The organism is Dyella soli, assembly GCF_054482295.1.
In genome coordinates this window covers 1,439,040-1,460,196 of record NZ_JBTFFU010000001.1, presented here as the reverse complement: position 1 = coordinate 1,460,196, position 21,157 = coordinate 1,439,040, and the positions used below count along the sequence as shown (strand labels likewise).

The 21,157-nt window shown below is 66.6% G+C and carries 23 protein-coding genes; 12 read left to right on the top strand and 11 right to left on the bottom strand.

Going from position 1 to position 21,157, the window contains the following annotated elements; genetic code table 11:
- The first annotated feature begins 8 nt into the window (after positions 1–8).
- On the top strand, positions 9–464 hold the full coding sequence (locus tag ACXU4B_RS06710; RefSeq protein WP_165583161.1) for a hypothetical protein: 456 nt from the start codon (positions 9–11) through the stop codon (positions 462–464).
- 103 nt (positions 465–567) lie between these two features.
- Here ACXU4B_RS06710 and ACXU4B_RS06705 read toward each other — a convergent pair whose 3' ends face one another.
- The 3 genes from ACXU4B_RS06705 to ACXU4B_RS06695 form a co-directional block, all read right to left on the bottom strand.
- Positions 568–1,656, bottom strand: a complete 1,089-nt coding sequence (locus tag ACXU4B_RS06705; protein WP_131408915.1) for an aromatic ring-hydroxylating oxygenase subunit alpha — start codon at positions 1,654–1,656, stop codon at positions 568–570.
- A gap of 73 nt (positions 1,657–1,729) precedes the next feature.
- Entirely contained in the window at positions 1,730–3,601 is a 1,872-nt protein-coding gene (locus ACXU4B_RS06700) for a 3'-5' exonuclease (RefSeq protein ID WP_240734026.1), read from the bottom strand.
- A 62-nt stretch (positions 3,602–3,663) separates the two neighbouring features.
- The gene (locus ACXU4B_RS06695) at positions 3,664–4,587 is read right to left on the bottom strand and encodes an oxygenase MpaB family protein (RefSeq protein WP_131408913.1); all 924 of its coding nucleotides are present in this window, start codon (positions 4,585–4,587) and stop codon (positions 3,664–3,666) included.
- Between the two features lie 240 nt (positions 4,588–4,827).
- Between ACXU4B_RS06695 and ACXU4B_RS06690 the strand changes: the two genes are divergently transcribed.
- On the top strand, positions 4,828–5,919 hold the full coding sequence (locus tag ACXU4B_RS06690; protein ID WP_276322564.1) for a 3-deoxy-7-phosphoheptulonate synthase: 1,092 nt from the start codon (positions 4,828–4,830) through the stop codon (positions 5,917–5,919).
- Positions 5,920–5,925: 6 nt separating this feature from the next.
- Here the strand turns inward: ACXU4B_RS06690 and ACXU4B_RS06685 are convergent, their stop codons facing one another.
- Positions 5,926–6,351 (bottom strand): OsmC family protein, encoded by a 426-nt coding sequence (locus ACXU4B_RS06685; RefSeq protein ID WP_131408909.1) that lies wholly within the window; start codon positions 6,349–6,351, stop codon positions 5,926–5,928.
- Positions 6,352–6,505: 154 nt separating this feature from the next.
- Between ACXU4B_RS06685 and ACXU4B_RS06680 the strand changes: the two genes are divergently transcribed.
- Both ACXU4B_RS06680 and ACXU4B_RS06675 read left to right on the top strand, forming a co-directional pair.
- The gene (locus ACXU4B_RS06680; RefSeq protein ID WP_131408907.1) at positions 6,506–6,781 is read left to right on the top strand and encodes a GNAT family N-acetyltransferase; all 276 of its coding nucleotides are present in this window, start codon (positions 6,506–6,508) and stop codon (positions 6,779–6,781) included.
- Between the two features lie 143 nt (positions 6,782–6,924).
- The gene (locus ACXU4B_RS06675) at positions 6,925–7,623 is read left to right on the top strand and encodes a DUF1345 domain-containing protein (protein WP_131408905.1); all 699 of its coding nucleotides are present in this window, start codon (positions 6,925–6,927) and stop codon (positions 7,621–7,623) included.
- A gap of 62 nt (positions 7,624–7,685) precedes the next feature.
- Here the strand turns inward: ACXU4B_RS06675 and ACXU4B_RS06670 are convergent, their stop codons facing one another.
- Positions 7,686–8,168 carry a YajQ family cyclic di-GMP-binding protein gene (locus ACXU4B_RS06670; RefSeq protein WP_131408903.1) on the bottom strand — a complete coding sequence of 161 codons (483 nt, stop codon included), beginning with the start codon at positions 8,166–8,168 and terminating at the stop codon, positions 7,686–7,688.
- A gap of 112 nt (positions 8,169–8,280) precedes the next feature.
- Here ACXU4B_RS06670 and ACXU4B_RS06665 point away from each other — a divergent pair, with 112 nt between their 5' ends.
- Both ACXU4B_RS06665 and ACXU4B_RS06660 read left to right on the top strand, forming a co-directional pair.
- Positions 8,281–9,459 (top strand): BaiN/RdsA family NAD(P)/FAD-dependent oxidoreductase, encoded by a 1,179-nt coding sequence (locus tag ACXU4B_RS06665; RefSeq protein WP_131408901.1) that lies wholly within the window; start codon positions 8,281–8,283, stop codon positions 9,457–9,459.
- A 49-nt stretch (positions 9,460–9,508) separates the two neighbouring features.
- Positions 9,509–10,420, top strand: a complete 912-nt coding sequence (locus ACXU4B_RS06660) for an NAD(P)-dependent oxidoreductase (protein ID WP_276322563.1) — start codon at positions 9,509–9,511, stop codon at positions 10,418–10,420.
- Here ACXU4B_RS06660 and ACXU4B_RS06655 read toward each other — a convergent pair.
- Together ACXU4B_RS06655 and ACXU4B_RS06650 are read right to left on the bottom strand one after the other, a co-directional pair.
- The gene (locus tag ACXU4B_RS06655; RefSeq protein WP_131408897.1) at positions 10,417–10,884 is read right to left on the bottom strand and encodes a YaiI/YqxD family protein; all 468 of its coding nucleotides are present in this window, start codon (positions 10,882–10,884) and stop codon (positions 10,417–10,419) included. The two genes, ACXU4B_RS06660 and ACXU4B_RS06655, sit on opposite strands and share 4 nt — an antisense overlap.
- Positions 10,881–11,762 carry a PhzF family phenazine biosynthesis protein gene (locus ACXU4B_RS06650; RefSeq protein WP_131408895.1) on the bottom strand — a complete coding sequence of 294 codons (882 nt, stop codon included), beginning with the start codon at positions 11,760–11,762 and terminating at the stop codon, positions 10,881–10,883. Before ACXU4B_RS06650 ends, ACXU4B_RS06655 begins: the two co-directional genes overlap by 4 nt.
- Positions 11,763–11,928: 166 nt before the next feature.
- On the opposite strand from ACXU4B_RS06650, the gene ACXU4B_RS06645 reads away from it, so the two are divergent.
- From ACXU4B_RS06645 to ACXU4B_RS06630, 4 genes are all read left to right on the top strand, one after another.
- Positions 11,929–12,531 (top strand): rhomboid family intramembrane serine protease, encoded by a 603-nt coding sequence (locus tag ACXU4B_RS06645; RefSeq protein WP_131408893.1) that lies wholly within the window; start codon positions 11,929–11,931, stop codon positions 12,529–12,531.
- Positions 12,532–12,668: 137 nt separating this feature from the next.
- Positions 12,669–13,487 (top strand): histone H1-like repetitive region-containing protein, encoded by an 819-nt coding sequence (locus ACXU4B_RS06640; protein ID WP_131408891.1) that lies wholly within the window; start codon positions 12,669–12,671, stop codon positions 13,485–13,487.
- A gap of 140 nt (positions 13,488–13,627) precedes the next feature.
- Positions 13,628–14,023, top strand: coding sequence for a hypothetical protein (locus ACXU4B_RS06635; protein WP_205746530.1), 396 nt, complete (start codon positions 13,628–13,630; stop codon positions 14,021–14,023).
- A 20-nt stretch (positions 14,024–14,043) separates the two neighbouring features.
- Positions 14,044–15,168, top strand: a complete 1,125-nt coding sequence (locus ACXU4B_RS06630; RefSeq protein WP_338069380.1) for an aminopeptidase — start codon at positions 14,044–14,046, stop codon at positions 15,166–15,168.
- Here ACXU4B_RS06630 and ACXU4B_RS06625 read toward each other — a convergent pair.
- Complete coding sequence (locus ACXU4B_RS06625) at positions 15,165–16,160, bottom strand: cytochrome c (RefSeq protein WP_458910851.1); 996 nt, start codon at positions 16,158–16,160, stop codon at positions 15,165–15,167. The genes ACXU4B_RS06630 and ACXU4B_RS06625 overlap by 4 nt on opposite strands.
- Here ACXU4B_RS06625 and ACXU4B_RS06620 point away from each other — a divergent pair.
- Positions 16,159–16,497 (top strand): thioredoxin family protein, encoded by a 339-nt coding sequence (locus tag ACXU4B_RS06620; protein ID WP_205746529.1) that lies wholly within the window; start codon positions 16,159–16,161, stop codon positions 16,495–16,497. The genes ACXU4B_RS06625 and ACXU4B_RS06620 overlap by 2 nt on opposite strands.
- A 266-nt stretch (positions 16,498–16,763) precedes the next feature.
- Complete coding sequence (gene pncB / locus ACXU4B_RS06615; protein ID WP_131408886.1) at positions 16,764–17,954, top strand: nicotinate phosphoribosyltransferase; 1,191 nt, start codon at positions 16,764–16,766, stop codon at positions 17,952–17,954.
- A gap of 574 nt (positions 17,955–18,528) precedes the next feature.
- Here the strand turns inward: pncB and ACXU4B_RS06610 are convergent.
- The 3 genes from ACXU4B_RS06610 to ACXU4B_RS06600 all read right to left on the bottom strand — a co-directional run bounded on the left by ACXU4B_RS06610 (position 18,529) and on the right by ACXU4B_RS06600 (position 21,112).
- A complete protein-coding gene (locus ACXU4B_RS06610; protein WP_131408884.1) occupies positions 18,529–19,329 on the bottom strand; it encodes a MetQ/NlpA family ABC transporter substrate-binding protein in 801 nt (266 codons plus the stop codon).
- Between the two features lie 68 nt (positions 19,330–19,397).
- Positions 19,398–20,084: a methionine ABC transporter permease gene (locus ACXU4B_RS06605; RefSeq protein ID WP_131408882.1), complete on the bottom strand. Its 687-nt coding sequence runs from the start codon at positions 20,082–20,084 to the stop codon at positions 19,398–19,400.
- Positions 20,081–21,112 carry a methionine ABC transporter ATP-binding protein gene (locus ACXU4B_RS06600; protein WP_131408880.1) on the bottom strand — a complete coding sequence of 344 codons (1,032 nt, stop codon included), beginning with the start codon at positions 21,110–21,112 and terminating at the stop codon, positions 20,081–20,083. Before ACXU4B_RS06600 ends, ACXU4B_RS06605 begins: the two co-directional genes overlap by 4 nt.
- Positions 21,113–21,157 lie beyond the last annotated feature (45 nt).

Sequence of the window (21,157 nt, the reverse complement as noted above, 5' to 3'; positions counted from 1 at the left end):
CCGGCGACATGCGCGGCCACCGCGTTGCTGCCCGGCGCACGGCCACGGCCGCGATGGTCGTGCTGGGCATGTTGTGGACATCGCCGAACACGGTGCTCGGGCTGCTCGCCGGTGGCCTGGGCATGTTGCTGGGAGCGCGCGTGCAATGGCGCGCGCGCGAGCAGGCCATCGTGTTCCGGCGTTGGCCGTGGGGTGCTGGCGGCGCACTGACGCTCGGCAACGTCATCCTCTACACCGGCGACAACCTCGACACGCCGTGCCTTACCTATGCGCATCGCGCCGGGCGTTGCAGCGAGGCGGCCATCGTGCTCGCCGATCACGAACGCGCCCACGTCTACCAGTACATGCTGTTCGGCCCGCTGTTCCTGCCGCTGTACCTGCTGTGCGGTGGCGTCAGCGTACGCAATCCCTTCGAACGGGCGGCGGATCGCTATGCGCAAAGCGGCCGTGGCTGGTGTCCTTGATCCCGGCCGGGTGCATCGATCGCCGACGCTCCTGCCATGGGCCAGGCCACGCATCGCCGCGCTGACGACGTTGCACCAGCCCCGGCCTTACGTGTTGGGCGGGTCAGGCGCCCGCCAGCGATTCGCGATAGGCGCGGCGCACCAGTTCGTGGAAATGGTGCACGGCGTTTTCGCGCAGCGGATTCAGGCGCCCCATCTCGTACGAGCCGGAAGCGAGGCCGCGCTGCACGTCCTGGCAGATCGTCACGTCCTCTTCCTGCACTTCGTCGCTGAACTCGATGTCCTTGCTGCGCCGCGAATGCGCGGCAGAACTGTCGTCGGGCAGGTAGTAGAAATCGAACTCCACCCGGCAGCGGTCCACGCCGATCGGCAATACCCGGTTGGTCTGCAGGCGGCCCGGCAGGATATTGAGCATGGTGTTGGGGTAGATGAAGTAGTAGAGCGCTTCGCCGCTGCCGTAGAGGTCGCTGCCGCTTTCCAGCGGGCTGAACTGGAACGAATACCACGGCGCCGTCTCGGTGATGTAGCTGCGGTAGTCGAGCAGGCTGTTCAGGCCGGGGTGGATGTGCGGGACGTGGTAGCCCTCCAGGTAGTTGTCGACGTAGACCTTCCAGTTGCAGGCCACCTCGTAGCTGGAGCGGTGGTGGAAGACGTAGCCCTCCAGCGAGCGGTCGGCGCCCAGGCGTTCGTCGATGCCTGCCACCAGTTCGTCGAACGGGGGCGCATCGCTGATGGCGACGAAGACCAGGCCCTGCCACACCTGCACGCGTACTTCCGGCAGGCGGATATCCGAGGGATTGAAGTCCGGCGTGCGCCCCATCTCCGGCGCGCCGCGCAGCACGCCGTCGAGACCGTAGGTCCAGCCGTGGTAGCGGCAACGAAGGGCCTTGGCACCCTTGCCGTCGCAACTGGCGATGGGGCCGGCGCGGTGGCGGCAAACATTGTGGAAGCCACGGATGGTGCCGTCCTCGCCGCGCACCACCAGCAACGGCAGGCCGGCGATGTCGGTCACTACATGGTCGCCGGTGCCGGCAAGCTGCGACTGGTGGCAGACCAGCTGCCAGCTGCGCGCGAAGATCGCCCTGGCGTCCAGCGCCACCATGCGCGCATCGGTGTAGAAGCGCGCAGGCAGGGTCAGGGCGTGATCGAGCGGCTGCGAGGCGAGGACGGGGGCATCGAGCAAAACGTGCATGGCGACGTACCGGCGTGGGATTTGCTCAGTATCTGCCGCTTTGCCGCCGGAGTGAAAGGGGCGCACCGGGCTTTCAGGCCACCGTCGACAGCTGTGCCTGCACCTCGTTGATCGACAGGCGGATGCGCTGGCTGAAGATCGAATCCTCGTGATGGATCAACACCAGCCGTTCAGTGGCGCGGGTCATGGCCACGTAGAGCAGGCGGGCCTCGTCGGCTTCGTCCTTGCCGGGCTTGGGCAGCGAGCCCAGGCCCGGAATGATCACCAGGGGGAACTCCAGGCCCTTGCTGCCATGCATGGTCACCAGTTTCACCGCGTCCTCGACCACGAACAGCGAGGTGCGGCCAGTGCTTTCGGCGAGGCGGCTGGGGATGCCCGCGCGCTCCAGCGCCTCATGCAGCTTTTCGCCCTCCCAGGCATTGCGGAAGATCACCGCCATGTCGGACAAGGCGCGGCCTGCGGCCCGCTCGTCGCGCAGCCGCTCGATGATCGCCGGCAACTGCTGTTCCATGCGCTCCACGCGGATCAATTCGGGCAGCGCGCCGCGCCGTCCCGCGCTCTGCGGGGCGATCAGCGGCACGCCATCGTCGTCATCCGGGCGTTCCAGCAGCAGTTCGCTGGCGAAGCCGCGTGCCACGGAAAGGATCTCCAGCGTATTGCGGTAGTTGAGCTTGAGGATGGTCGTGCGGCCCTGTGCCTGCACGCCCAGGCTCTTCCAGCTGATCTTCTTGCGCTGGGCCTGCCCGTAGATGTTCTGCGCGTCGTCGTACAGCACCAGCAGCGAGTTGGTGTCCGGGTCGATCATCTGCACGATCAGCCGGTACCAGTCGGGCTCGAAATCGTGGCCTTCGTCGACCAGCACCGCGCCATACTGGAATCGAGGGATCTGGCCGCTGTCGACGCCCGCGATCACCGCCGGCGGCAGCTCGTCGGCCACGTGCGGGCCTTCGGGTGGCTGCGGCACGTGATAGGCCGTGAGCATGCTGCGGCACCAGGTATGGAAGTTGTAGACCTGCACCTTGTCGCTGAGGCCGCGCTCGCCCATCAGCTGGTCCAGTCGCGCCGCCAGCGTCTTGTTGTAGCAGAGCACCAGGATCGGCTTGGCCAGGGAACGCGCCAGCTGCATGGCGCGAAAGCCCAGGATCATGGTCTTGCCCGAGCCAGCCACACCGTGAATGATGCGGTGCTCGTCGCCCAGCGAGCGCGCCAGCAGTTCCTGCTGCGCATCCATCACCTTGACCAGTTCGGGAATCTCGAGCGAGGTCGCCTCGCTGCGTTTGCCGGGCGCAAACAGGCCGAACTGCCCTTCGCCGGGTTCCAGCCGGATTTCCGGGAACAGGTGCCAGCGCACGCGATCGATCTGCGGCAAGGTCAGCGCCGCGGGAAAGATCTGCGGAAACATCGCCCACAGGCGTTCCTGGAAGGCTTCCGGGTCCACTGATTCGTACATCTCGTCCTGGCAGATCACCAGGTGGGCGGGAATGGCCGCATCGAGCTGGCCGGCCTCGAACTGCTTGCGGCTGATGTTGGAAAGCACCACGCCGTAGCCCCACGGCATCAGCAACTGGCCTTCGTAGTGATGGCCGGGTGGATAGCACAGCGCGGGATCGCGCAGCAGCTCCTTGTGGATTTCGTTCGCGCAGTCGCGCGCCTGCATCAGCGGGTTGGGTTCCTTCACGCTGCTGCTGCCGGCGAGCAGGGTGAACAGCGTGCGGTCGGCCTGCTGGACGCTGCCCGGTTTCCAGTCCTTGACCTCCAGCACCAGCAGGCCGCGCCGTGGATGGAACACGATGAAATCGGGGTGGCGCTGCCGCGGTCCGATCGGCACGTCGTACCAGAGCAGGTAGTCGTCCTCGAGTTTCTGCTCAAGCCGCTCGGAAAATCGCCTCTCGCCGCTGCCCATGCGCGACAGGCAGCCATTTCGGTTTGGAATCAGCGTCGCCACCAGGGTCCCCAGGCAATCCGTCCGGCGACGTTAGCCGAACCGCGCGGGGTGTCAATCGTGCCTCAATGCCAGCGCTGCAACGATTCCGCCGGCACGCCCATCCTGCTGCAGGCACGGCTGGCGATGCCGTCGGGCAGGGCGGCGCGGAACACCGGCGCCACCGACCACAGCGCACGCGCGGCCAGCCCCGCCTGCGCGCGCTGCAACGGCGTGCGTTCCAGCATGCTTTCGGCCCATGCGGGAAGGAGGGCGGCGCCGGCCTGCAGGAACACGTCGCGCGACAAACCAGCGACCGGCACGGGCAGTCGGACGCGTGACAACACGCCAAGCACTTCGCGCGAGCGCGCGGTGAACGACAGCTCGGCGCGAACCCGGCGGAAATAGCCGTTGATCTGCGCTTCGGATGCGGGCACCTCGCGCGCGCCCAGCGCCTCGGCCACGCGGCGTACTTCGTCGTAATAGCGATCCGCCGCGCCGGCAGGCAGCTGCACATGGCTGTAGCGGCGGAAGCCCTGCAGGAAGCTGTAGGCCTCGGTGACATGCACCCAGGTGAGCAAGTGCGGATCGTCGGCGGCATACGGACGTCCATCTTCCGCCTTGCCACGCACCTGCGCATGAATGGTCCTGACGCGCTCGATCAGCATCATGGCCTGGTCGCGCGGCGCGTAGGTGGTGCCGCTGACGAAGGTCGTGGTGCGACGCAGGCGACCGACCAGGTCGTCGCGGAAGTTCGAATGGTCCCACACGCCAGCCAGTGCCAGCGGATGCAGGGTCTGCAGCATCAGCGCGGCGAGGCCACCTGCCAGCATGCCGGGGAAGTCGGCATGCACGCGCCAGGTCGCGCTGTCGGGCCCGAACAAGCCTGGATCGCCCATGGGCCGGTCGTACTCGATCAGGCCGCCGCCGCCGCGCGGAAACGCGCCCAGCACCCAGCGTCGGATCGGTTCGCGGGCGGGCAGGGCAAGCAGTTTCCAGGGCGAGCGCATGGCTGCAGTGTATCGCCTGGTTTCAATTGCATCCTTTGCACGGGTGATCACGCTGTGTTATTCCTTGATCCATGACCTCCCTCTCCGCCCGCCAGTATTTTTGGTTTTACGGCTATCCGATGCCGCTGGCGGAGGGTTGGTAGCGATTGTCCTGACGACAAGACACCATTCCCAAAAGGCCGCCAGCCACCACTGGCGGCCTTTTTCATGGTCGCGAGTGGAACCCTCCAGGAGACCACCGTGAACCCTTCCACCGATGACCTGCGCATCCGCGCCATCACCACGCTGAGCACGCCCGCCGAAGTCATGCGCGACTGCGCGATGTCGGCACGGGCGGCGCAAACCGTGGCCTCGTCGCGCATGGCGCTGCATCGCATCCTCGCCGGCGACGACGACCGGCTGGCCGTGGTGATCGGCCCGTGTTCCATCCACGACACCGCGGCGGCGCTCGAGTACGCCGGGCGCCTGGCCAGCCAGCGCCGGCGCTTCGCGAATGAACTGGAAATCGTCATGCGGGTGTATTTCGAGAAGCCGCGTACCACGGTGGGCTGGAAGGGACTCATCAACGACCCCGACCTGGACGGCAGCTTTCGCATTGACAAAGGCCTGCGGCTCGCACGCGGCCTGTTGCGCGACATCAACGAAGTGGGCGTGCCGGCGGGTTGCGAATTCCTGGACATGATCACGCCGCAGTACATCGCCGACCTGGTGGCGTGGGGCGCGATCGGTGCGCGCACGACGGAAAGCCAGGTGCATCGGGAACTGGCGTCCGGCTTGTCCTGTCCGGTCGGCTTCAAGAATGGCACCGACGGCAATGTCAGGATCGCCATCGATGCGGTGCAGGCGGCATCGCAGCCGCACCATTTCATGGCGGTGACGAAGGACGGTCAGACGGCCATCGCGGCGACCACCGGCAACGAGGACTGCCACGTGATCCTGCGTGGTGGCAGTTCGCCCAACTACGCTGCCGACTGCGTCCACGCGGCCTGCGACGCGATCGCCGGAGCGGGCCTGAGGGGGCGCGTGATGATCGACGCCAGTCACGCGAACAGCAGCAAGCAGCCGGAGAACCAGCCGCACGTGGTGGCGGATATCGCCGGCCAGCTCGCCGCCGGCGAGCGGCGCATCATCGGCGTGATGGTGGAGAGCCACCTGCAGGGCGGCCGCCAGGACCTCGTGGCAGGCCAGCCGCTGCGCTATGGCCAGAGCATTACCGACGGCTGCATCGACTGGGACAGCTCGGTGGCCGTGCTCGAGCGGCTGGCCGAAGCCGTGCACCTGCGCCGTGCGTCATCGGCGCCGCAAAGGCGGGCCGCCAGTGCCGGCTGCTGAGGCGGTTCAGGCTTCCAGTTGCGCATCGAGCGTGATGGTCGCCTTGAGCACCTTGGACACCGGGCAACCTTCCTTGGTGGCCCTGGCGATCGTGTCGAAGGTGGACTTGTCGATGTTGGGTACCTTGGCCCGGGTGGTCAGATCCACCGTCGTGATGGCGAATCCGTCGCCGTCCTTGTCCAGGGTGACGACGGCCTTGGTGTCAATATGTGCCGCGCTGAATCCGGCCTGCTCGAGCCCGGCTGCGAGGGCCATCGTGTAGCAGCCGGCGTGCGCGGCGCCGAGCAGTTCCTCGGGATTGGTGCCGGGGCCGTCCTCGAAGCGCGAGCGAAAGCCGTAGGGCGCATCGCGCAATACCCCCGTCGCGGTCGACACGGTGCCCGTGCCATTCTTCAGACCGCCTGACCAGCTGGCGGAAGCATTCTTTTTCACGGCTGTCTCCTCGGCGACGGCGACGATCGTCCGCGGAGTCTGCCCAGTCACCCATGCAAGAAATGCGAAAAACCGGCGTCGGCGCCTTCACGTGGGATTCGCCGCGATGTGCTCTATTCTCTCGCGCCCTCGTCATTCCCCAGTCGAGCACGCCATGACCGCCCCCATCAACCATGACCCGCAAGGCCACCGCTTCGAAGTCAAGGTCGACGGTATTCCCTGTGTACTCGACTACACGCTCGCCGATGGCGTCATGACCATCACGCACACCATCGTGCCGTCCGCCGTCGGCGGTCGCGGCATTGCTGCGACGCTGGTGCGCACGGCGCTGGACACGGCGCGCACGGAGCACTGGAAGGTCGACCCTGCCTGCTCCTATTCCGAGATCTGGATGACGCGCCATCCCGAGTACGCCGACCTGCACGTCTGACGCGCTCTCGCATCGCATGAACTCACGCCATGGCGGGTGCTGGCGCGGCGGGCGAACCCGACTAAGATGCGCCATGCCCGATGAGCGGCGAAGGGAGAGAGCGTCTTGGCGATGTGTCGTACCTGCTGCGCGGGGATGCCCGCATGAATGTTCCCGGCGGAAAGCCTTCGCCCCACGGCAACTCGGCCCGCCACTGGCTGGCCTTCCACAACTTGCGGGCCAGGCCCCGGCTGGTCGTCTCGGCCGTCATTTTCGTGCTGGTTTCGCTGGTGCTATGGCGATGGGGGCACCTGAACCCGCACAAGGCCCTGCTGGTCGGTTTCGACGTCGGCGTCCTGATCTATCTGGTCGCGCTGGCCACGTTGTTCAACCAGGCGCGCACGCCCGGCCTGATGCACGGCGAGGCCCGCAAGCAGGACACCGGGCGCTGGGGCGTGCTGTGGGCCGGGGTGGGGCTGACCGCCTTCGTCGCCATGGCGCTGACCACCGAAGTCGGCGCCGCCCGCGGCGGTGACGCCGAGGCACTGGTGATCGCGGCGGCCAGCATCGTGCTGTCGTGGCTGTTCATGAACATCTTGTTCGCGATGCACTATGCCCACGGCTTCTACGGCGACTTCGGCAAGCAGCACGAAGGGTTGGAATTCCCGGGGACGGAGCAGCCGGACTACTGGGACTTCGCCTATTTCGCCATCGTGATCGGCATGACCTTCCAGGTCTCCGACGTGCAGATCACCAGCCGCTACCTGCGTCGCGTCGCGCTGCTGCACAGCGTGATCGCGTTCTTCTTCAACGTGTTCATCATCGCCATCAGCGTGAACATCGCCGCGGGGCTGGCGGGTTAAGCGCGGATCATTCCGGCGCGAACCGGAATGACGATCCCGCATCGGGCCCGTGGCGAGCGGGCTCAGTCCCTGAAGTTGTCGAACTGCAACGGCAGCTCCACGTCGGCCTTGCGCAGCACGGCCATGGCCAGTTGCAGGTCGTCGCGCTTCTTGCCGGTGACGCGCAGCTTGTCGCCGTTGATCTGGGCTTCCACCTTCAGCTTGGCGTCCTTCAGCGCAGCGACCAGCTTCTTGGCCACCGGCTGCTCGATCCCCTGCTTCACGGTGATCTTCTGGCGGGCGCCGCCCAGGTTGGTCTCCGGGTCGGACACGTCGAGCGCGCGCACGTCGATCTTCCGCGAGGTCAGGCGGCCACGCAGGATGTCCATCATCTGCTCGAGCTGGAATTCGCTGGGGGCGCTCTGGGTGATGACGAACTTGTCCAGTTCGTACTTCGCGTCCGTGCCCTTGAAGTCGAAGCGGCTGGTCAGCTCCCGGTTGGCCTGGTCCACGGCGTTGGTCAGTTCGTGCTTGTCGACTTCGGAGATCACGTCGAAGGAAGGCATGGCGGCGGCTCGCTGGGCGGATGGAGCGGAAAGTGTACGCGATGCAAGTGGTGGGATAATGCCCCGTTTCTGCGCGTGATGCAGGTGCAGGGCAAGTGAAGAGGAGCGCAGCTTGAAAACGGATGTACTGGTCATCGGCGCGGGAGCGGCGGGCCTGATGTGCGCCATCGTGGCGGGGCAGCGCGGGCGCAGCGTGCTGGTGGTCGACCATGCCAACAAGGTCGGCAAGAAGATCCTCATGTCCGGCGGCGGCCGCTGCAATTTCACCAATCTTGGCGTCACCCCGGCCAGCTATCTTTCGGCCAACCCGCACTTCGCCAAGTCGGCGCTGGCGCGCTACACGCCGTGGGACTTCATCGCCATGGTGGAGAAGCACCGCATCGCCTACCACGAGAAAGAGCTCGGCCAGCTGTTTTGCGACGAATCGTCCAAGCTGATCGTGCGCATGCTGCTGGACGAATGCGCGCAGGCCGGCGTGCGCATCGAGAGCAGCTGCGGCGTCGACCGCGTGCGTCGCACCGAGGAAGGCTTCACCGTCCACACCGCGCGTGGCGAAGTGCATGCGCAGTCGCTGGTGGTCGCCAGTGGCGGGCTGTCGATCCCCAGCATGGGTGCCACCGGGTTCGGCTACGAGCTGGCGCGGCAATTCGGCCATGCCGTGCTGCCGACGCGCGCGGGCCTGGTGCCGCTGACCCTGAGCGGCAAGCACCAGGAGCGCTACCAGGATCTGTCCGGCGTGGCGCTGCCGGCGGTGGAGGCGCGCGTGGGCAAGCGTTCGTTCAAGGCCGGCATGCTGATCACCCATCGCGGTGTCAGCGGGCCGGCCATCCTGCAGATTTCGTCCTACTGGCAGCCCGGCGACGACTTGCGCATCGACCTGCTGCCGGACCTCGACGCGGCGGCGTGGCTGCAGGAGCAGCGCGCCGCGCATCCGGCGGCCGAGTTGAAGAACGTGCTGTCCGACGTGCTGCCACGCCGCCTGGCGCAGCGGCTGTGCGAGCTGTGGTTCGAGAGCCGGCCCATGCGCCAGTACCGCGAGGCGGAGCTGGCCAACATTGGCGCGCAGCTGCATGCCTGGCCGATCGTGGCCAGCGGCACGGAAGGCTATCGCACGGCCGAAGTCACGCTGGGCGGTGTCGACACCGATGGCCTGTCCTCATCGACCATGCAGTCGAAACTCGTGCCCGGCTTGTTCTTCATCGGCGAAGTGGTCGACGTCACCGGCTGGCTGGGGGGCTACAACTTCCAGTGGGCGTGGGCGTCGGGACGCGCCGCGGGCGAAGTGGCCTGAGCCTGCGCTTTCGCGTGCGCTCAACGCGTGGCGTGATCCACTGCAGCGGTTGCCAGCGTTGGAGGAAGTAGGCATGAAAGTCGGCTTTATCGGCCTTGGCGCCATGGGCAGTGCCATGGCCAGCAACCTGATCAAGGCGGGCCACGAGGTCACCGTATGGAACCGCTCGCCGGCGGCGGCCGAGCCGCTGGGCTCGCTCGGTGCCAGGGTGGTGCGGACCGCCGACCGGGCGGCGCAGGGTGACGTGGTGTTCAGCATGCTCGCCAACGATGAGGCTGTGCGCGAGGTGATACTCAGCGGCGGCCTGCTCGACGAGATGGACCGGGGCACCGTGCACGTCAATCACGCCACCATTTCGGTGGCGCTGGCCAGGGAGCTGGCCGCCGAGCACGCCAGGCGCGGGCTGGACTATGTGGCGGCGCCCGTATTCGGTCGTCCCGACGCGGCCGCGGCCGCCAGGCTCACCATCGTCGCCGCCGGCAAGCCCGCCGTCATCGAGCGCGTACGCCCCCTGCTGGAGGCGATGGGCAGTCGCGTGTGGTCGATGGGCGATGCGCCGGAGCGTGCCAACGTGGTGAAGATCGCCGGCAATTTCATGCTCGGCGCCGCCATCGAGAGCATGGCCGAGGCCTCGGCGCTGACGCGTTCCTACGGCGTCAGCGCGGCCGACTTCCTGGAAGTCATGACCCACTCGCTGTTCGCGACACCGGCTTTCCAGGGCTATGCGGCGCTGATCGCCGAGCAGCGTTACACGCCGGCGGGTTTTGCCTTGCCGCTGGGCTACAAGGACATCGGGCTCGCGCTCGCCGCGGCCGATGCCGCGCGGGTGCCGCTGCCTCTGGCGGGCCTGCTGCGCGACAGCCTGCTCGAGGCGCTGTCGGCCGGTGACGAGGACGTGGACTGGTCGATCATGGCCCAGGTCGCGTCGCGTCGCGCCCATCTGGACGAACGCAATCTCTAGCGAGCCTGCCGCCGCCGCGTGAGCCAACGGTCCAGCTGGTTGGCGAAGGCCTGCTTGTCGCGTGGATGGAAGGCGGCCGGGCCACCGGTGTCGACGCCGGCTCCGCGCAGTTCGTCCATGAAGTTGCGCATGCCCAGCCGCTGCGCAATGGTCTCGGCGGTATACAGCTCGCCGCGCGGATGCATCGCCAGTGCGCCTTTGCCGATCACCAGCGAGGCGAGCGGGATGTCCTGCGTGACCACCAGGTCGTCTACCGCCACGCGCTGCACGATCTCGGTGTCGGCCACGTCGAAGCCGCCGGGTACCTGGATGGCGCGGATGAAGCGCGACGGGGGCGTGCGCAGCCACTGGTTGGCGACGAGGGTGACCTGCACCTGCTCGCGTTCGGCCGCGCGAAACAGCACTTCCTTGATCGCCACCGGGCAGGCGTCGGCATCCACCCAGATTTGCGCCGCGTGGTTCAATCCTGTCCGCTCCAGTGCAGCGCGCCGTCGATGATGGTGTGGGTGCGACCGCCGATCCAGACCGTGTCGCCTTCGATGCGCACGGCCAGGCTGGCGTCGTGGCCGATCTCGCGGCCCTGGCTCACGGTGTAGCCGCGCGCCAGCGGGCCGGTGGGCTCGGCATGCGCGATATAGGCCGCAATCAGGCCGTTGGCGGCGCCGGACGCGGGGTCTTCCACCAGCCCGACGCCCGCCGGGAAGGCGCGGACCACCAGTTGGTGGTCCGCATGCGAACTGCGCGCGAATACGCACAGGCCCAGGCTGTCGGTCGCCCGGGCCAGCGCCCCGATCGCGGCGTGGTCGGGTTGCCAGTGGCGCAGACTGGTTTCGTCCGCGCATTCGGCCAGCCACCAATGGCGGCCACCGGCCACGAAGGCGGGGGGGAGGTGCCCCAGTTCGATCCCGGACAACGCCGCGCGCAGCAGCGGATGGGCATCGCTCCCGACTTTTTCCACCACCGCCTGCGGCGACTTCAGCAGCAGCTGGCGGCTGTCGCAGGCTCCTTCAATGCGGATGGGCAGCACGCCGGCACCGCATTCCTGCCACAAGACGCCATCGACGGGGCGCGCAAGGCCGCACAGCAGCACGGCATGGGCGCTGCCGATGCTGGGATGGCCGGCGAAGGGGATTTCCTTGTGCGGCGTGAAGATGCGCACACGGTAACTGGCACCCGGCCGGGTGGGCGGCAGCAGGAAGGTGGTCTCGACCAGATTGGTCCAGCGGGCAAAGGCTTGCATGCGGGCGTCGCTCCAGCCGGTGGCGTCGGTGACGACGCCCAGGTGGTTGCCGCCGCCAGGCGTGGCGGCAAAGACGTCCAGATGCAGGTAACGGATCGACATGGGCAAGGGTCCGCAGGCGTGGGGGAAGCGCGCGAGAGCCGCGCATCATAGTGCGGTTTGACGCCCGGTGTCCGCCATGGGGCCACTCGTGGAGTCGACAAGCGGCCAGCGCACAGCCAAGATGCGGGTTCTTTGTCGCCGAAATCCGGTCTTCCTGGAATACCGCATGATCACGCTGGCCATCATCGCCATCACCTGCATTGTTTCTTTCATGGCGTTGAACAACGGCCGCCTGATGAATGACCTGATCCTGTGGCCGCCGGCCATCGCACGCAACCGGGAATACCACCGGCTGGTGACCTACGGACTGGTCCATGCGGATTTCAACCACCTGCTGTTCAATATGCTGACCCTGTTCTTCTTTGGCCGGGCGGTGGAAGGCTTCTACACCGCGAATCTCGGCGCGCTGGGTTTTGCCCTGTTCTACATCGGCGCACTGGTGGTCTCGATCCTGCCCACCTACCTGAAGAACCGCGGCAACCCGAACTACCGCAGCCTGGGCGCCTCCGGCGCGGTGTCGGCGGTGCTGTTCGCCTTCATCCTGCGGGCGCCGTGGTCGAGCATCATCGTGCTGGTGGTGCCCATGCCGGCGATCATCTACGCCGTGCTGTACGTGGCCTATTCGGTCTACATGGATCGCCGCGGCCAGGGCAACGTGAACCACAGTGCGCACCTGTGGGGCGCCGCATTTGGCGTGGCCTTCACCTTGCTGATGCAGCCCTCCGTGTTGTCGCACTTCCTCGAGCAGCTCGCGCAACCGCGCTTCTGAGCAGCGCACGCCCGAAACATCAGGCCTGCACCGGCTTCCTGCTCACCCGGTATACATCTTTGCGGTGCTAATCCTCGCGTTGCCTGGCGTACAACCAAGGCGTCGGGCTTTCTCGACCAATGCAGGAGTGAAGACGCATGGCAACGACGCGCAAACCGGCCGCGAAGAAATCCGCGGCCAGGAAGGCAGCCACCCGCAAGAGCACCCGCAAGACCGCTTCGAGGAAGGCCGCCGCCAAATCGACGACGGCCCGCAAGAGCGCCGTGCGCAAGCCGGCAGCGAAGAAGGCGGCAACCCGCAAGAAGGCCGTCGGCAAGGCGGCAGTCCGCAAGACGGCGACGAAAAAGGCGGCTGCCCGCAAGGTCGCCACCAAGCGGCCGGCGACCCGCAAGGCGACGGCGAAGAAGGCCGCAGTGAAGAAATCCGCAGTGAAGAAATCCGCCACCCGCAAGGCCGTGGCGAAGAAGGTAGCCACCCGCAAGTCCACCGCCAGGAAGGCCGCCACGAAGAAGGTTGCCGCCAGCAAGCCGTCCGCCAGGAAGGCGGTGGCGAAAAAGGCCGTCGCCCGGAAAGCGCCGGCCACGAAGGCGCCGGTGCGGAAAGCCGGCACCACGAAGACGGTACGCAAGCTGGCCGGCAGGGCCGTTGCAGGAGCCGCGCAGCGCAGGGCCGCCGCGAAAAAGACCCCGGCAAGGCGACCTCGTTCATCGACGCCCGCGCCGCGCAGGGCGGCGAAGCAACCCATCACGCCACAGGAAGCCGTGGCACACATCCAGGCGCTGCTCGAGGCCAAGCAGGAGCGCGTCAAGCAGGGCCCGACCTGGCCGGGGGCAGACCAGTTTCCGTCGGGAGACCATGGCAATAATCACGGTGGGATAGGGCAGGGCGGCGGGGTTTCCAGCGAAGCCGTCTACGGCCACATCCGCCAGCCGCCGGAGCGCAGCGGCAACGGTTGAGGCGATCGGGCGGCGGGCCAGACGGCGCCTGTCGGTGCGCATGGCTGGCGAGAAAATATTTCCAGCCATGCCCGCCGCATTCAGTGCGCACTCAACGGAACAGGTCTAGCGTGGAGCCATCCTCCATCGAGGTCATGGCCATGAAACGCGTGCTTGCCGGTCTTGCCCTGGCGGTCGCCACCGCGGCACTGTCCGGTTGCTACTACTACCCGAACTACAGCTACGTACGCCCGGTCGGCAGCTATGGCGGCGATGCCTACTACGGCACCGGCGTGACCTATGACAGCGGCTACTACGCGGCCCCCGGCTATTACTACCCCTATGGCTACTATGGCTGCTGTTACGGGCCGGCGGTAAGCATCGGCATCGGTGGCCTCTGGTACGGTGGCTCGCACTACGGCGGCCACTATTACAACGGCCACGGTGGCTATTACGGCCATGGGCATGGTGGCTGGAGCGGCGGCCACGGCGGTCACGGCAGCTGGGGCGGCCATGGCGGTGGTGGCCATGGCGGTGGCGGCAACAACGGCCACTGAAGTCGCGGCACAATCGCGGCATGAGCTGGTCAGCCGCCACGCCGCCCACCCGACGGATCCTCAGGCCCATCGCTTCCCTGGCGATGGGCCTTGTGCTGTCCGCCTGCAGCACGGTGGGCTACTACGCCCACGTGGCGCACGGGCAGGGCGAACTGGTGCTGCATCGGCGCGCGGTGGACAGCGTCATCGACGATCCCCGCACCGATCCGGCATTGAAACGCCGGCTGGAACTCTCGCAGCAGGCGCGCCGGTTTGCCTCCACCCGTCTCGCCCTGCCGGAAAACCGCAGCTATACCAGCTATGTGCCGCTGGACCGGCCTTACGTGGTCTGGAATGTGTTCGCCACGCCGCGCTACGCAGTGGAGGCCATCCAGCATTGTTTCCTGTTCGCCGGCTGCGTCGCCTATCGTGGCTATTTCACCCACGACAAGGCCAAGGCCGAGGCCGCGCGCCTGCAGGCGCTCGGCGATGACGTCTACGTCAGCGGCGTGGCAGCGTATTCCACGCTGGGCTGGTTTGCCGATCCCATCCTCAGCAGCATGCTGCACTGGGACGACGACGAACTCGCCGGCACCATCTTCCACGAGCTCGCGCACCAGCGCCTTTACGTGAAGGACGACAGCGAATTCAACGAGTCCTTCGCCGCCTTCGTGCAGGACGAGGGCGTGCGCGAATGGCGGCTTTCGCGCGGACTGGCCCCGTCCGAAGGGCACGACAAGGCCATGGACGACGGCTTCACCAAGCTGGTGCTCGACCTGCGCCATCGCCTGAAGACGCTCTACGCCAGCGGCATCGACGAACCGCACATGGCCACCGGCAAGCAACGCGAAATCGCGGACTTTCGTGCACGCTACGCCGCCTGGCGCGAGCGCGAGTGGCCAGGTGACCATCGCTACGATGCGTGGGTCGCGTCACCCATCAACAATGCCCGCCTGCTTCCCTTTGGCCTGTACGCCCACTGGACACCGGCCTTTGCCGCGCTGTTCGAGCGGTCAGGGCGGCAGTGGCCGGTGTTCTACGAGGATGCACGGCAATGGTCGCGCCTGCCGCCAGCGGAGCGCAGCAAGCTGCTCCAGCAATGGCTCGAAGCGGCCACACCCCGCGCAAAAGCAGCGTCGGAAGCCGCTGATCCGGCGTTTCCCTAAGGACTGGGCTTGTCGCGCGAAGCGACTTTGCGCCCGCTCATGTGGTGCAGATACGCCAGCAGCGCATCGAGATCCGCGTCCGACAGTGCCTGGCGATCGAACCCCGGCATGCGCGCCTGCGGCCAGTGGCGCAGTGATTGCGGGTCGCGGATATAGGCCCGCAGGAGGTCCTCGGGCAGGTATTCGGTGGGATTGTGCGGAATGTTGAGGTCCGGCCCGAGGCGGGCGTCTCCCTGACCGTTGAGCGTATGGCAGGCAAAACAGGTGCGCTGGAATACGGCGAAGCCCCGCTGGACCGCGCTGTCCGGCTTGAAGCCGGCATGCGGCCGGATGGCCGGAAAGCGCTCCGCGACGGGTGGCAGACGACGAATCTCGGCCAGCTGATACGGCCACTGCTCCGGCCCGACCTGCATCGCTGCCGGATCGGTCCACACCACGTAGAACGGGCCCGCATCGCCCTTGTCGCCCGGCAGCGTGGGCCACGGACGGCCCGGCTCCTCGACCGCCAGCCAGGCCTCGGAGCCGCGTGCATGCAGCATCAGGGCGGCCGGGATTTCAGCGGCGAAGCCGTCGGTGGCGACGAACAGCAGCGCATCACCGGCATCCGCCTCTGACAACAGCGCCTTGAGCGGGACGGCGCGATAGTGCATCGACCGCTTGAACGCGACATCGCCGGGGATGTCGATGTCGCGGGCGTCGCTGCGCGCCAGCAGCGACGCCGTGTCATGGCGCTGCACGCCATGGCCAAGGTCGATCCTCAGTTCGGCAGCCTGCACCGGCAGCGCCAGGCAGGCAGCAAACAGGCACAGGCAGCGCAGCAGCGATGGCATCAGGCGTCCCCATTGAAAGATGGCGTCGATTGTAGGGGTAGGCAAAATCAATGGGGACAGCCCTCGATTTGCTCCGTCCGCGGCCACATGTTGATACCAACCTGACGGATCACCAGCCATGACAGACAGCGCGGTTCCCCAATTTTTCCAGGACTTCCCCATGCAGCGCGTGCACGAGGCGACGCTCGATGCGGCGCTGGCCGACACCGCGCAGCCGCTGACCGTGTTGTTCCTGTGGGGGCGTGATTGCCCCAATTGCGATATCGCCAAGCGCGCGATGCTGCTGGCGAAGGAGCGGTTCCAGTGGGAGCCGGTGCGCTGGCTGCACGACAACGTCTATGAGGATCCCGCCATGGCCACGCGTTTCGGGCTGCACGGCATTCCGGCGTTCTTTGTGTTCGCCGGCCAGCGCAAGCTCGGGCGCATCACCAGCTGGCCCGGTGCGCAGCCGTTCGTGGAGGCGATCGAACGGCAGCTCGCCCACCTTGCCGAAACCTGAACGAAACTTGGGGTGGCCTTGAACTGGATGCGGCCCGGCCACACTAAGTAACCGTATCGCCGTGACGGCGACAAGAAGTGGTGCAGCTTCATCGTGCCACTGGGGGGTCGGTCCTTTTTCCCCTCTTTGTTTGAGACCGGCCTGACAAAACCTCGGTAGTCCCTCCCCTGACTACCGGGGTTTTTATTTTTCCGCTCGCACCGCCGGGCCCCCGCCGGGGATAATCGATCCGCCCCCGCGCCATGGCGCAATCGCATGAGCGACCGATGATCGTCACCTCGCTGCTCGACACCGACCTGTACAAGTTCTCCATGATGCAGGTGGTGCTGCACCACTACCCCGCTGCGCAAGTCGAATACAAGTTCAAATGCCGCAACCCGGGCATCGACCTGACCCCTTATATCGACGAGATCCGCGCCGAGCTCGATGGGTTGTGCGCGCTGCGCTTCAGCAGGGAGGAGCTCGACTACCTGCGCAGCTGGCGCTTCATCAAGAGCGATTTCGTCGATTTCCTCGGTCTGTTCCAGCTGAACGCGAAATACGTGGATATCCGCCCCGCGCAGGAAGGGCCTGGCGAGATCGAGATACGCATCCGTGGTCCGTGGCTGCACACCATCCTGTTCGAAGTGCCCCTGCTGGCCATCATCAACGAGGTGTATTTCCGCAACACCCAGCCGCAACTGGATCTGGCCGAAGGCCGGCGCCGGCTGCGGGACAAGATCGCCTTGCTGCGCGATACCGACGGCTATGCCAGTTGCCGCATCGCCGACTACGGCACGCGCCGACGCTTTTCGCGGGCATGGCATGAAGAAGTGGTGACCACCCTGCGCGACCAGCTAGGCCCGCAACTGGCCGGCACCAGCAATGTGTGGCTGGCCTGGAAACTCGGCCTGACGCCACTGGGTACGCTCGCCCACGAATACCTGCAGGCGCACCAGGCGTTGGGTCCGCGTCTGCGCGATTCGCAGGTGGCCGCGCTGGAAACCTGGGCACGCGAGTACCGCGGCGACCTGGGCATCGCGCTGTCGGACGTGTATGGCCTCAGCGCGTTCCTGCGCGATTTCGACATGTACTTCTGCAAGCTGTTCGACGGCACCCGGCATGACTCGGGCGATCCTTTCGCGTGGGGCGAGCGCGTGCTGGCGCACTACCGCGCCAATCGCGTCGATCCGCGCAGCAAGGTGCTGGTGTTCAGCGATGGCCTGGACGTGCCCAAGGTGATGCAGCTGTTCGCGCATTTCCGCGATCGCTGCCAGCTCGCCTTCGGCGTGGGCACCAATCTCACCAATGACGTCGGGCCCGAGGCGTTGCAGATCGTGATCAAGATGATTCGCTGCAACGGCCAGCCGGTGGCCAAGATCAGCGACACCCCCGGCAAGAACATGTGCGAAGACAGCGCCTACGTGACCTACCTGCGCCAGGTCTTCGAGATTCCGGCGGAGCCGGCCGCAGCCTGACCGGCGGTCTCGCCGTGGGTGGGGTCGCCGCGGGGAGAAGGGTTGCTCCGATCGAGCTTGCCTTAGCCCCTCTCCCCTCGGGAGAGGGGTTGGGGTGAGGGTGCGGGGCTTGCGCGGCCTTTCCAAGTTCGCGCTTCGCCCGAACCCTCATCCGCCTGCCGGCACCTTCTCCCGAGGGGAGAAGGGATCCTTCGATGGATGATCCTTGAGCCCCTCTCCCCTCGGGAGAGGGGTTGGGGTGAGGGTGCGGGGCTTGCGTGGCCTTTCCAAGTTCGCGCTCCGCCCGAACCCTCATCCGCCTGCGACCAAAGGGAGTCCCTGTGGGGCCGGCACCTTCTCCCGGCGGGAGAAGGGCTCCCTCGATGGATGCTGCTTTAGCCCCTCTCCCAAGAGGGGTTGGGGTGAGGGTACGGGGCTTGCGTGGCCTTTCTAAGTTCGCGCTCCGCCCGAACCCTCATCCGCCTGCGACCCAAGGGAGTCCCTGTGGGGCCGGCACCTTCTCCCGCGCCGGGAGAAGGGCTCCTTCGATTGACGTTGCCTTGGCCCTCTCCCTGCGAGAGCGGACGCGCGCGGCTCAGAACGCGGGCAGCACCGCGCCCTGGTACTTCTGCTCGATGAAGGCCTTCACCTCGGGGCTGTTGAGCGCCTTCGCCAGCTTCTGCACGCGCGGGTCGTCCTTGTTGTCGGGACGCGCGACCAGGTAGTTCACGTACGGCGAATGGCTGTCCTCGATCAGCAGGGCGTCCTTGGTCGGGTTGAGGCCCGCTGCCAGCGCGTAGTTCGTATTGATGAGCGCCAGGTCCACCTCGTCCAGCGTGCGCGGCAGCATGGCCGCCTCGAGCGCGCGGAACTTCAGCTGCTTGGGATTGCCTACGACATCCTTGGGCGTGGACAGCGCGTTGCCCGGATCCTTGAGCGTGATCAGGCCGTGCCGGGCCAACAGCAGCAGGCCGCGGCCGCCGTTGCTGGGGTCGTTCGGCAGGGTGACGGTGGCGCCGTCCGGCAGCTGGTCGATCGACTTGTACTTGCGCGAGTACGCGCCGAACGGCTCGATATGCACGCCGGTGACGATGGTCAGGTGGGTGCCGCGTTCGTGGTTGAACGCATCCAGATAGGGCCCGGTCTGGAAGTAATTGGCGTCGATCGACTTTTCCAGCACCTGCACGTTGGGCTGCACGTAGTCGGCGAATACCTTGATTTCCAGCTCGACACCTTCCTTGGCCAGGATGGGTTTCACCTGCTTGAGGATCTCGGCATGGGGCACGGCCGTGGCGGCAACCACCAGCTTCTGGCTGGCGGTTCCGCCGCCGGATGACGGCGACGAGCAGCCGGCCAGCGCAAGCAGGGCGGCGAGAGCGACGATCAGCTTATTCATGGCGGGAAGTCTTTGTGCGGCGCAACAGAATAGCCGTCCATACCGCCGAATGCAAAGCCGGCTGCCGCTCAGGACCGGGTGAAATGCGCCACGATGCGATCGCCGAGCATTTGCAGCAGCTGCACCAGCACGATCAGCAGCAGCACGGTGACCAGCATGTAGTCCGATTTGTAGCTGAGATAACCGTAACGGTAGGCCAGGTCGCCGAGTCCACCCGCGCCGATCGCACCGCCCATGGCCGTATAACCGACCAGCGCGATGGCTGTCACCGTGGTGCCGGCGATAAGGCCGCCACGCGCCTCGGGCAGCAGCACGTGGCGCACGATTTGCCAGGTGCTGGCGCCCATGGCCTGGCTCGCCTCGATCACGCCGCGCTGGACTTCGCGCAGCGCGGTCTCCACCAGGCGCGCAAAGAACGGTGCGGCCCCGATCACCAGGGGCGGAATCGCGCCACGGATGCCCAGCTTGGTGCCCACCAGCACATAAGTCACCGGCATCAGCACGATCATCAGGATGATGAACGGAATCGAGCGCAGGATGTTCACCAGCAGCGACAACACCGCGTACAGCTTGGGCATCGCGCGCAGCTGGCCCTTGCCGGTCAGGTACAACAGCACGCCCAGCGGCAGGCCGATCGCGACGGTCAGCAGCAAGGAGCCGCCAAGCATCAGCAGCGTGTCGATGCAGGCCTGGCCGATCTCGCTCCAGTCATCGATGTTGGGAAACAGGCTCTGCAACAGCGGTGCGGCGCTCATGCGCGGTGCTCCTGGGGCGACGGGGTGATCTCCTCGATTTCGATGCCGGCCTCGCGCAGGCAGGAGAGTGCATCGTCCACGCGCTCGCCCTGCATGGCGAGGGTGAGCTGGCCGTAGGGGAGGTCCTTGATGCGATCGATGCGGCCGGCAAGGATGTTGAAGTCCACCAGGGTTTCGCGCGCCACGCGCCCGAGCGCCGGCGTCCAGGTGGCCTCGCCGCGGAACGACAGGCGCAGGATGCGCCCCGGCACATGCGCGAACGGGGCCTGTTCGCCGGCGGCCTCTTCCGGCAGCGCCTCGTTGACGAAGCGGCGCGTGGTGGCGTGCTTCGGATGCAGGAAAACATCGGCTACCGAGCCGCTCTCCACGATGCTGCCGGCGTCGAGGACCGCCACGCGATCGCAGACGCGCCGCACGACATCCATTTCGTGGGTGATCAGCACGATCGTAAGCTTGAGCTCGCGATTGATTTCGGCCAGCAGGTCGAGCACGGAGGCCGTGGTCTGCGGATCGAGCGCACTGGTGGCCTCGTCGCACAGCAGGATCGACGGCCGGTTGGCCAGCGCACGCGCAATGCCCACGCGCTGCTTCTGCCCGCCCGAGAGCTGCGAAGGATACTTGTCGGCATGGGCGGTCAGGCCCACGCGCGCGAGCAGTTCGTTGACGCGCTGGCGGATCACCGCGGCGTCGCGTTCGCCGGCCAGGCGGAGCGGGAACGCCACATTCTGCGCCACCGTCTGCGAGGCAAGCAGGTTGAAGTGCTGGAAAATCATGCCGATGCGCTGGCGTTGCTGGCGCAGCGCCGGTTCGGACAGCGACGTCACGTCGACCTCATCGATCAGCACGCGCCCGCCGCTGGGGCGTTCGAGCAGGTTGATCAGCCGTATAAGCGTCGATTTGCCCGCGCCCGAATGGCCGATGATGCCGAATACTTCGCCATCGGCGATGTCCAGGTTGAACGGTTGCAGGGCGGAAACGTCCCTGCCGTCGACGCGGTAGGACTTGTGGACGGCCTGGAATCTGATCACGGGGTACCTTCGGGGAAGCCAGAGGCACCTGCCTCGGGATACGTG

Excerpts from the sequence above, each read along its gene's own strand:
- ACXU4B_RS06625 (WP_458910851.1), bottom strand. The coding sequence starts at position 16,160 with ATGGGGAAGTCCTGGAAAAATTGGGGAACCGCGCTGTCTGTCATGGCT.
- ACXU4B_RS06675 (WP_131408905.1), top strand. The coding sequence starts at position 6,925 with ATGAATGTTCCCGGCGGAAAGCCTTCGCCCCACGGCAACTCGGCCCGC.
- ACXU4B_RS06605 (WP_131408882.1), bottom strand. The coding sequence starts at position 20,084 with ATGAGCGCCGCACCGCTGTTGCAGAGCCTGTTTCCCAACATCGATGAC.
- ACXU4B_RS06705 (WP_131408915.1), bottom strand. The coding sequence starts at position 1,656 with ATGCACGTTTTGCTCGATGCCCCCGTCCTCGCCTCGCAGCCGCTCGAT.
- ACXU4B_RS06710 (WP_165583161.1), top strand. The coding sequence starts at position 9 with ATGCGCGGCCACCGCGTTGCTGCCCGGCGCACGGCCACGGCCGCGATG.
- ACXU4B_RS06680 (WP_131408907.1), top strand. The coding sequence starts at position 6,506 with ATGACCGCCCCCATCAACCATGACCCGCAAGGCCACCGCTTCGAAGTC.
- ACXU4B_RS06640 (WP_131408891.1), top strand. The coding sequence starts at position 12,669 with ATGGCAACGACGCGCAAACCGGCCGCGAAGAAATCCGCGGCCAGGAAG.
- ACXU4B_RS06695 (WP_131408913.1), bottom strand. The coding sequence starts at position 4,587 with ATGCGCTCGCCCTGGAAACTGCTTGCCCTGCCCGCCCGCGAACCGATC.
- ACXU4B_RS06650 (WP_131408895.1), bottom strand. The coding sequence starts at position 11,762 with ATGTCGATCCGTTACCTGCATCTGGACGTCTTTGCCGCCACGCCTGGC.
- ACXU4B_RS06630 (WP_338069380.1), top strand. The coding sequence starts at position 14,044 with ATGAGCTGGTCAGCCGCCACGCCGCCCACCCGACGGATCCTCAGGCCC.
- pncB (WP_131408886.1), top strand. The coding sequence starts at position 16,764 with ATGATCGTCACCTCGCTGCTCGACACCGACCTGTACAAGTTCTCCATG.
- ACXU4B_RS06610 (WP_131408884.1), bottom strand. The coding sequence starts at position 19,329 with ATGAATAAGCTGATCGTCGCTCTCGCCGCCCTGCTTGCGCTGGCCGGC.
- ACXU4B_RS06645 (WP_131408893.1), top strand. The coding sequence starts at position 11,929 with ATGATCACGCTGGCCATCATCGCCATCACCTGCATTGTTTCTTTCATG.
- ACXU4B_RS06620 (WP_205746529.1), top strand. The coding sequence starts at position 16,159 with ATGCAGCGCGTGCACGAGGCGACGCTCGATGCGGCGCTGGCCGACACC.
- ACXU4B_RS06635 (WP_205746530.1), top strand. The coding sequence starts at position 13,628 with ATGAAACGCGTGCTTGCCGGTCTTGCCCTGGCGGTCGCCACCGCGGCA.
- ACXU4B_RS06670 (WP_131408903.1), bottom strand. The coding sequence starts at position 8,168 with ATGCCTTCCTTCGACGTGATCTCCGAAGTCGACAAGCACGAACTGACC.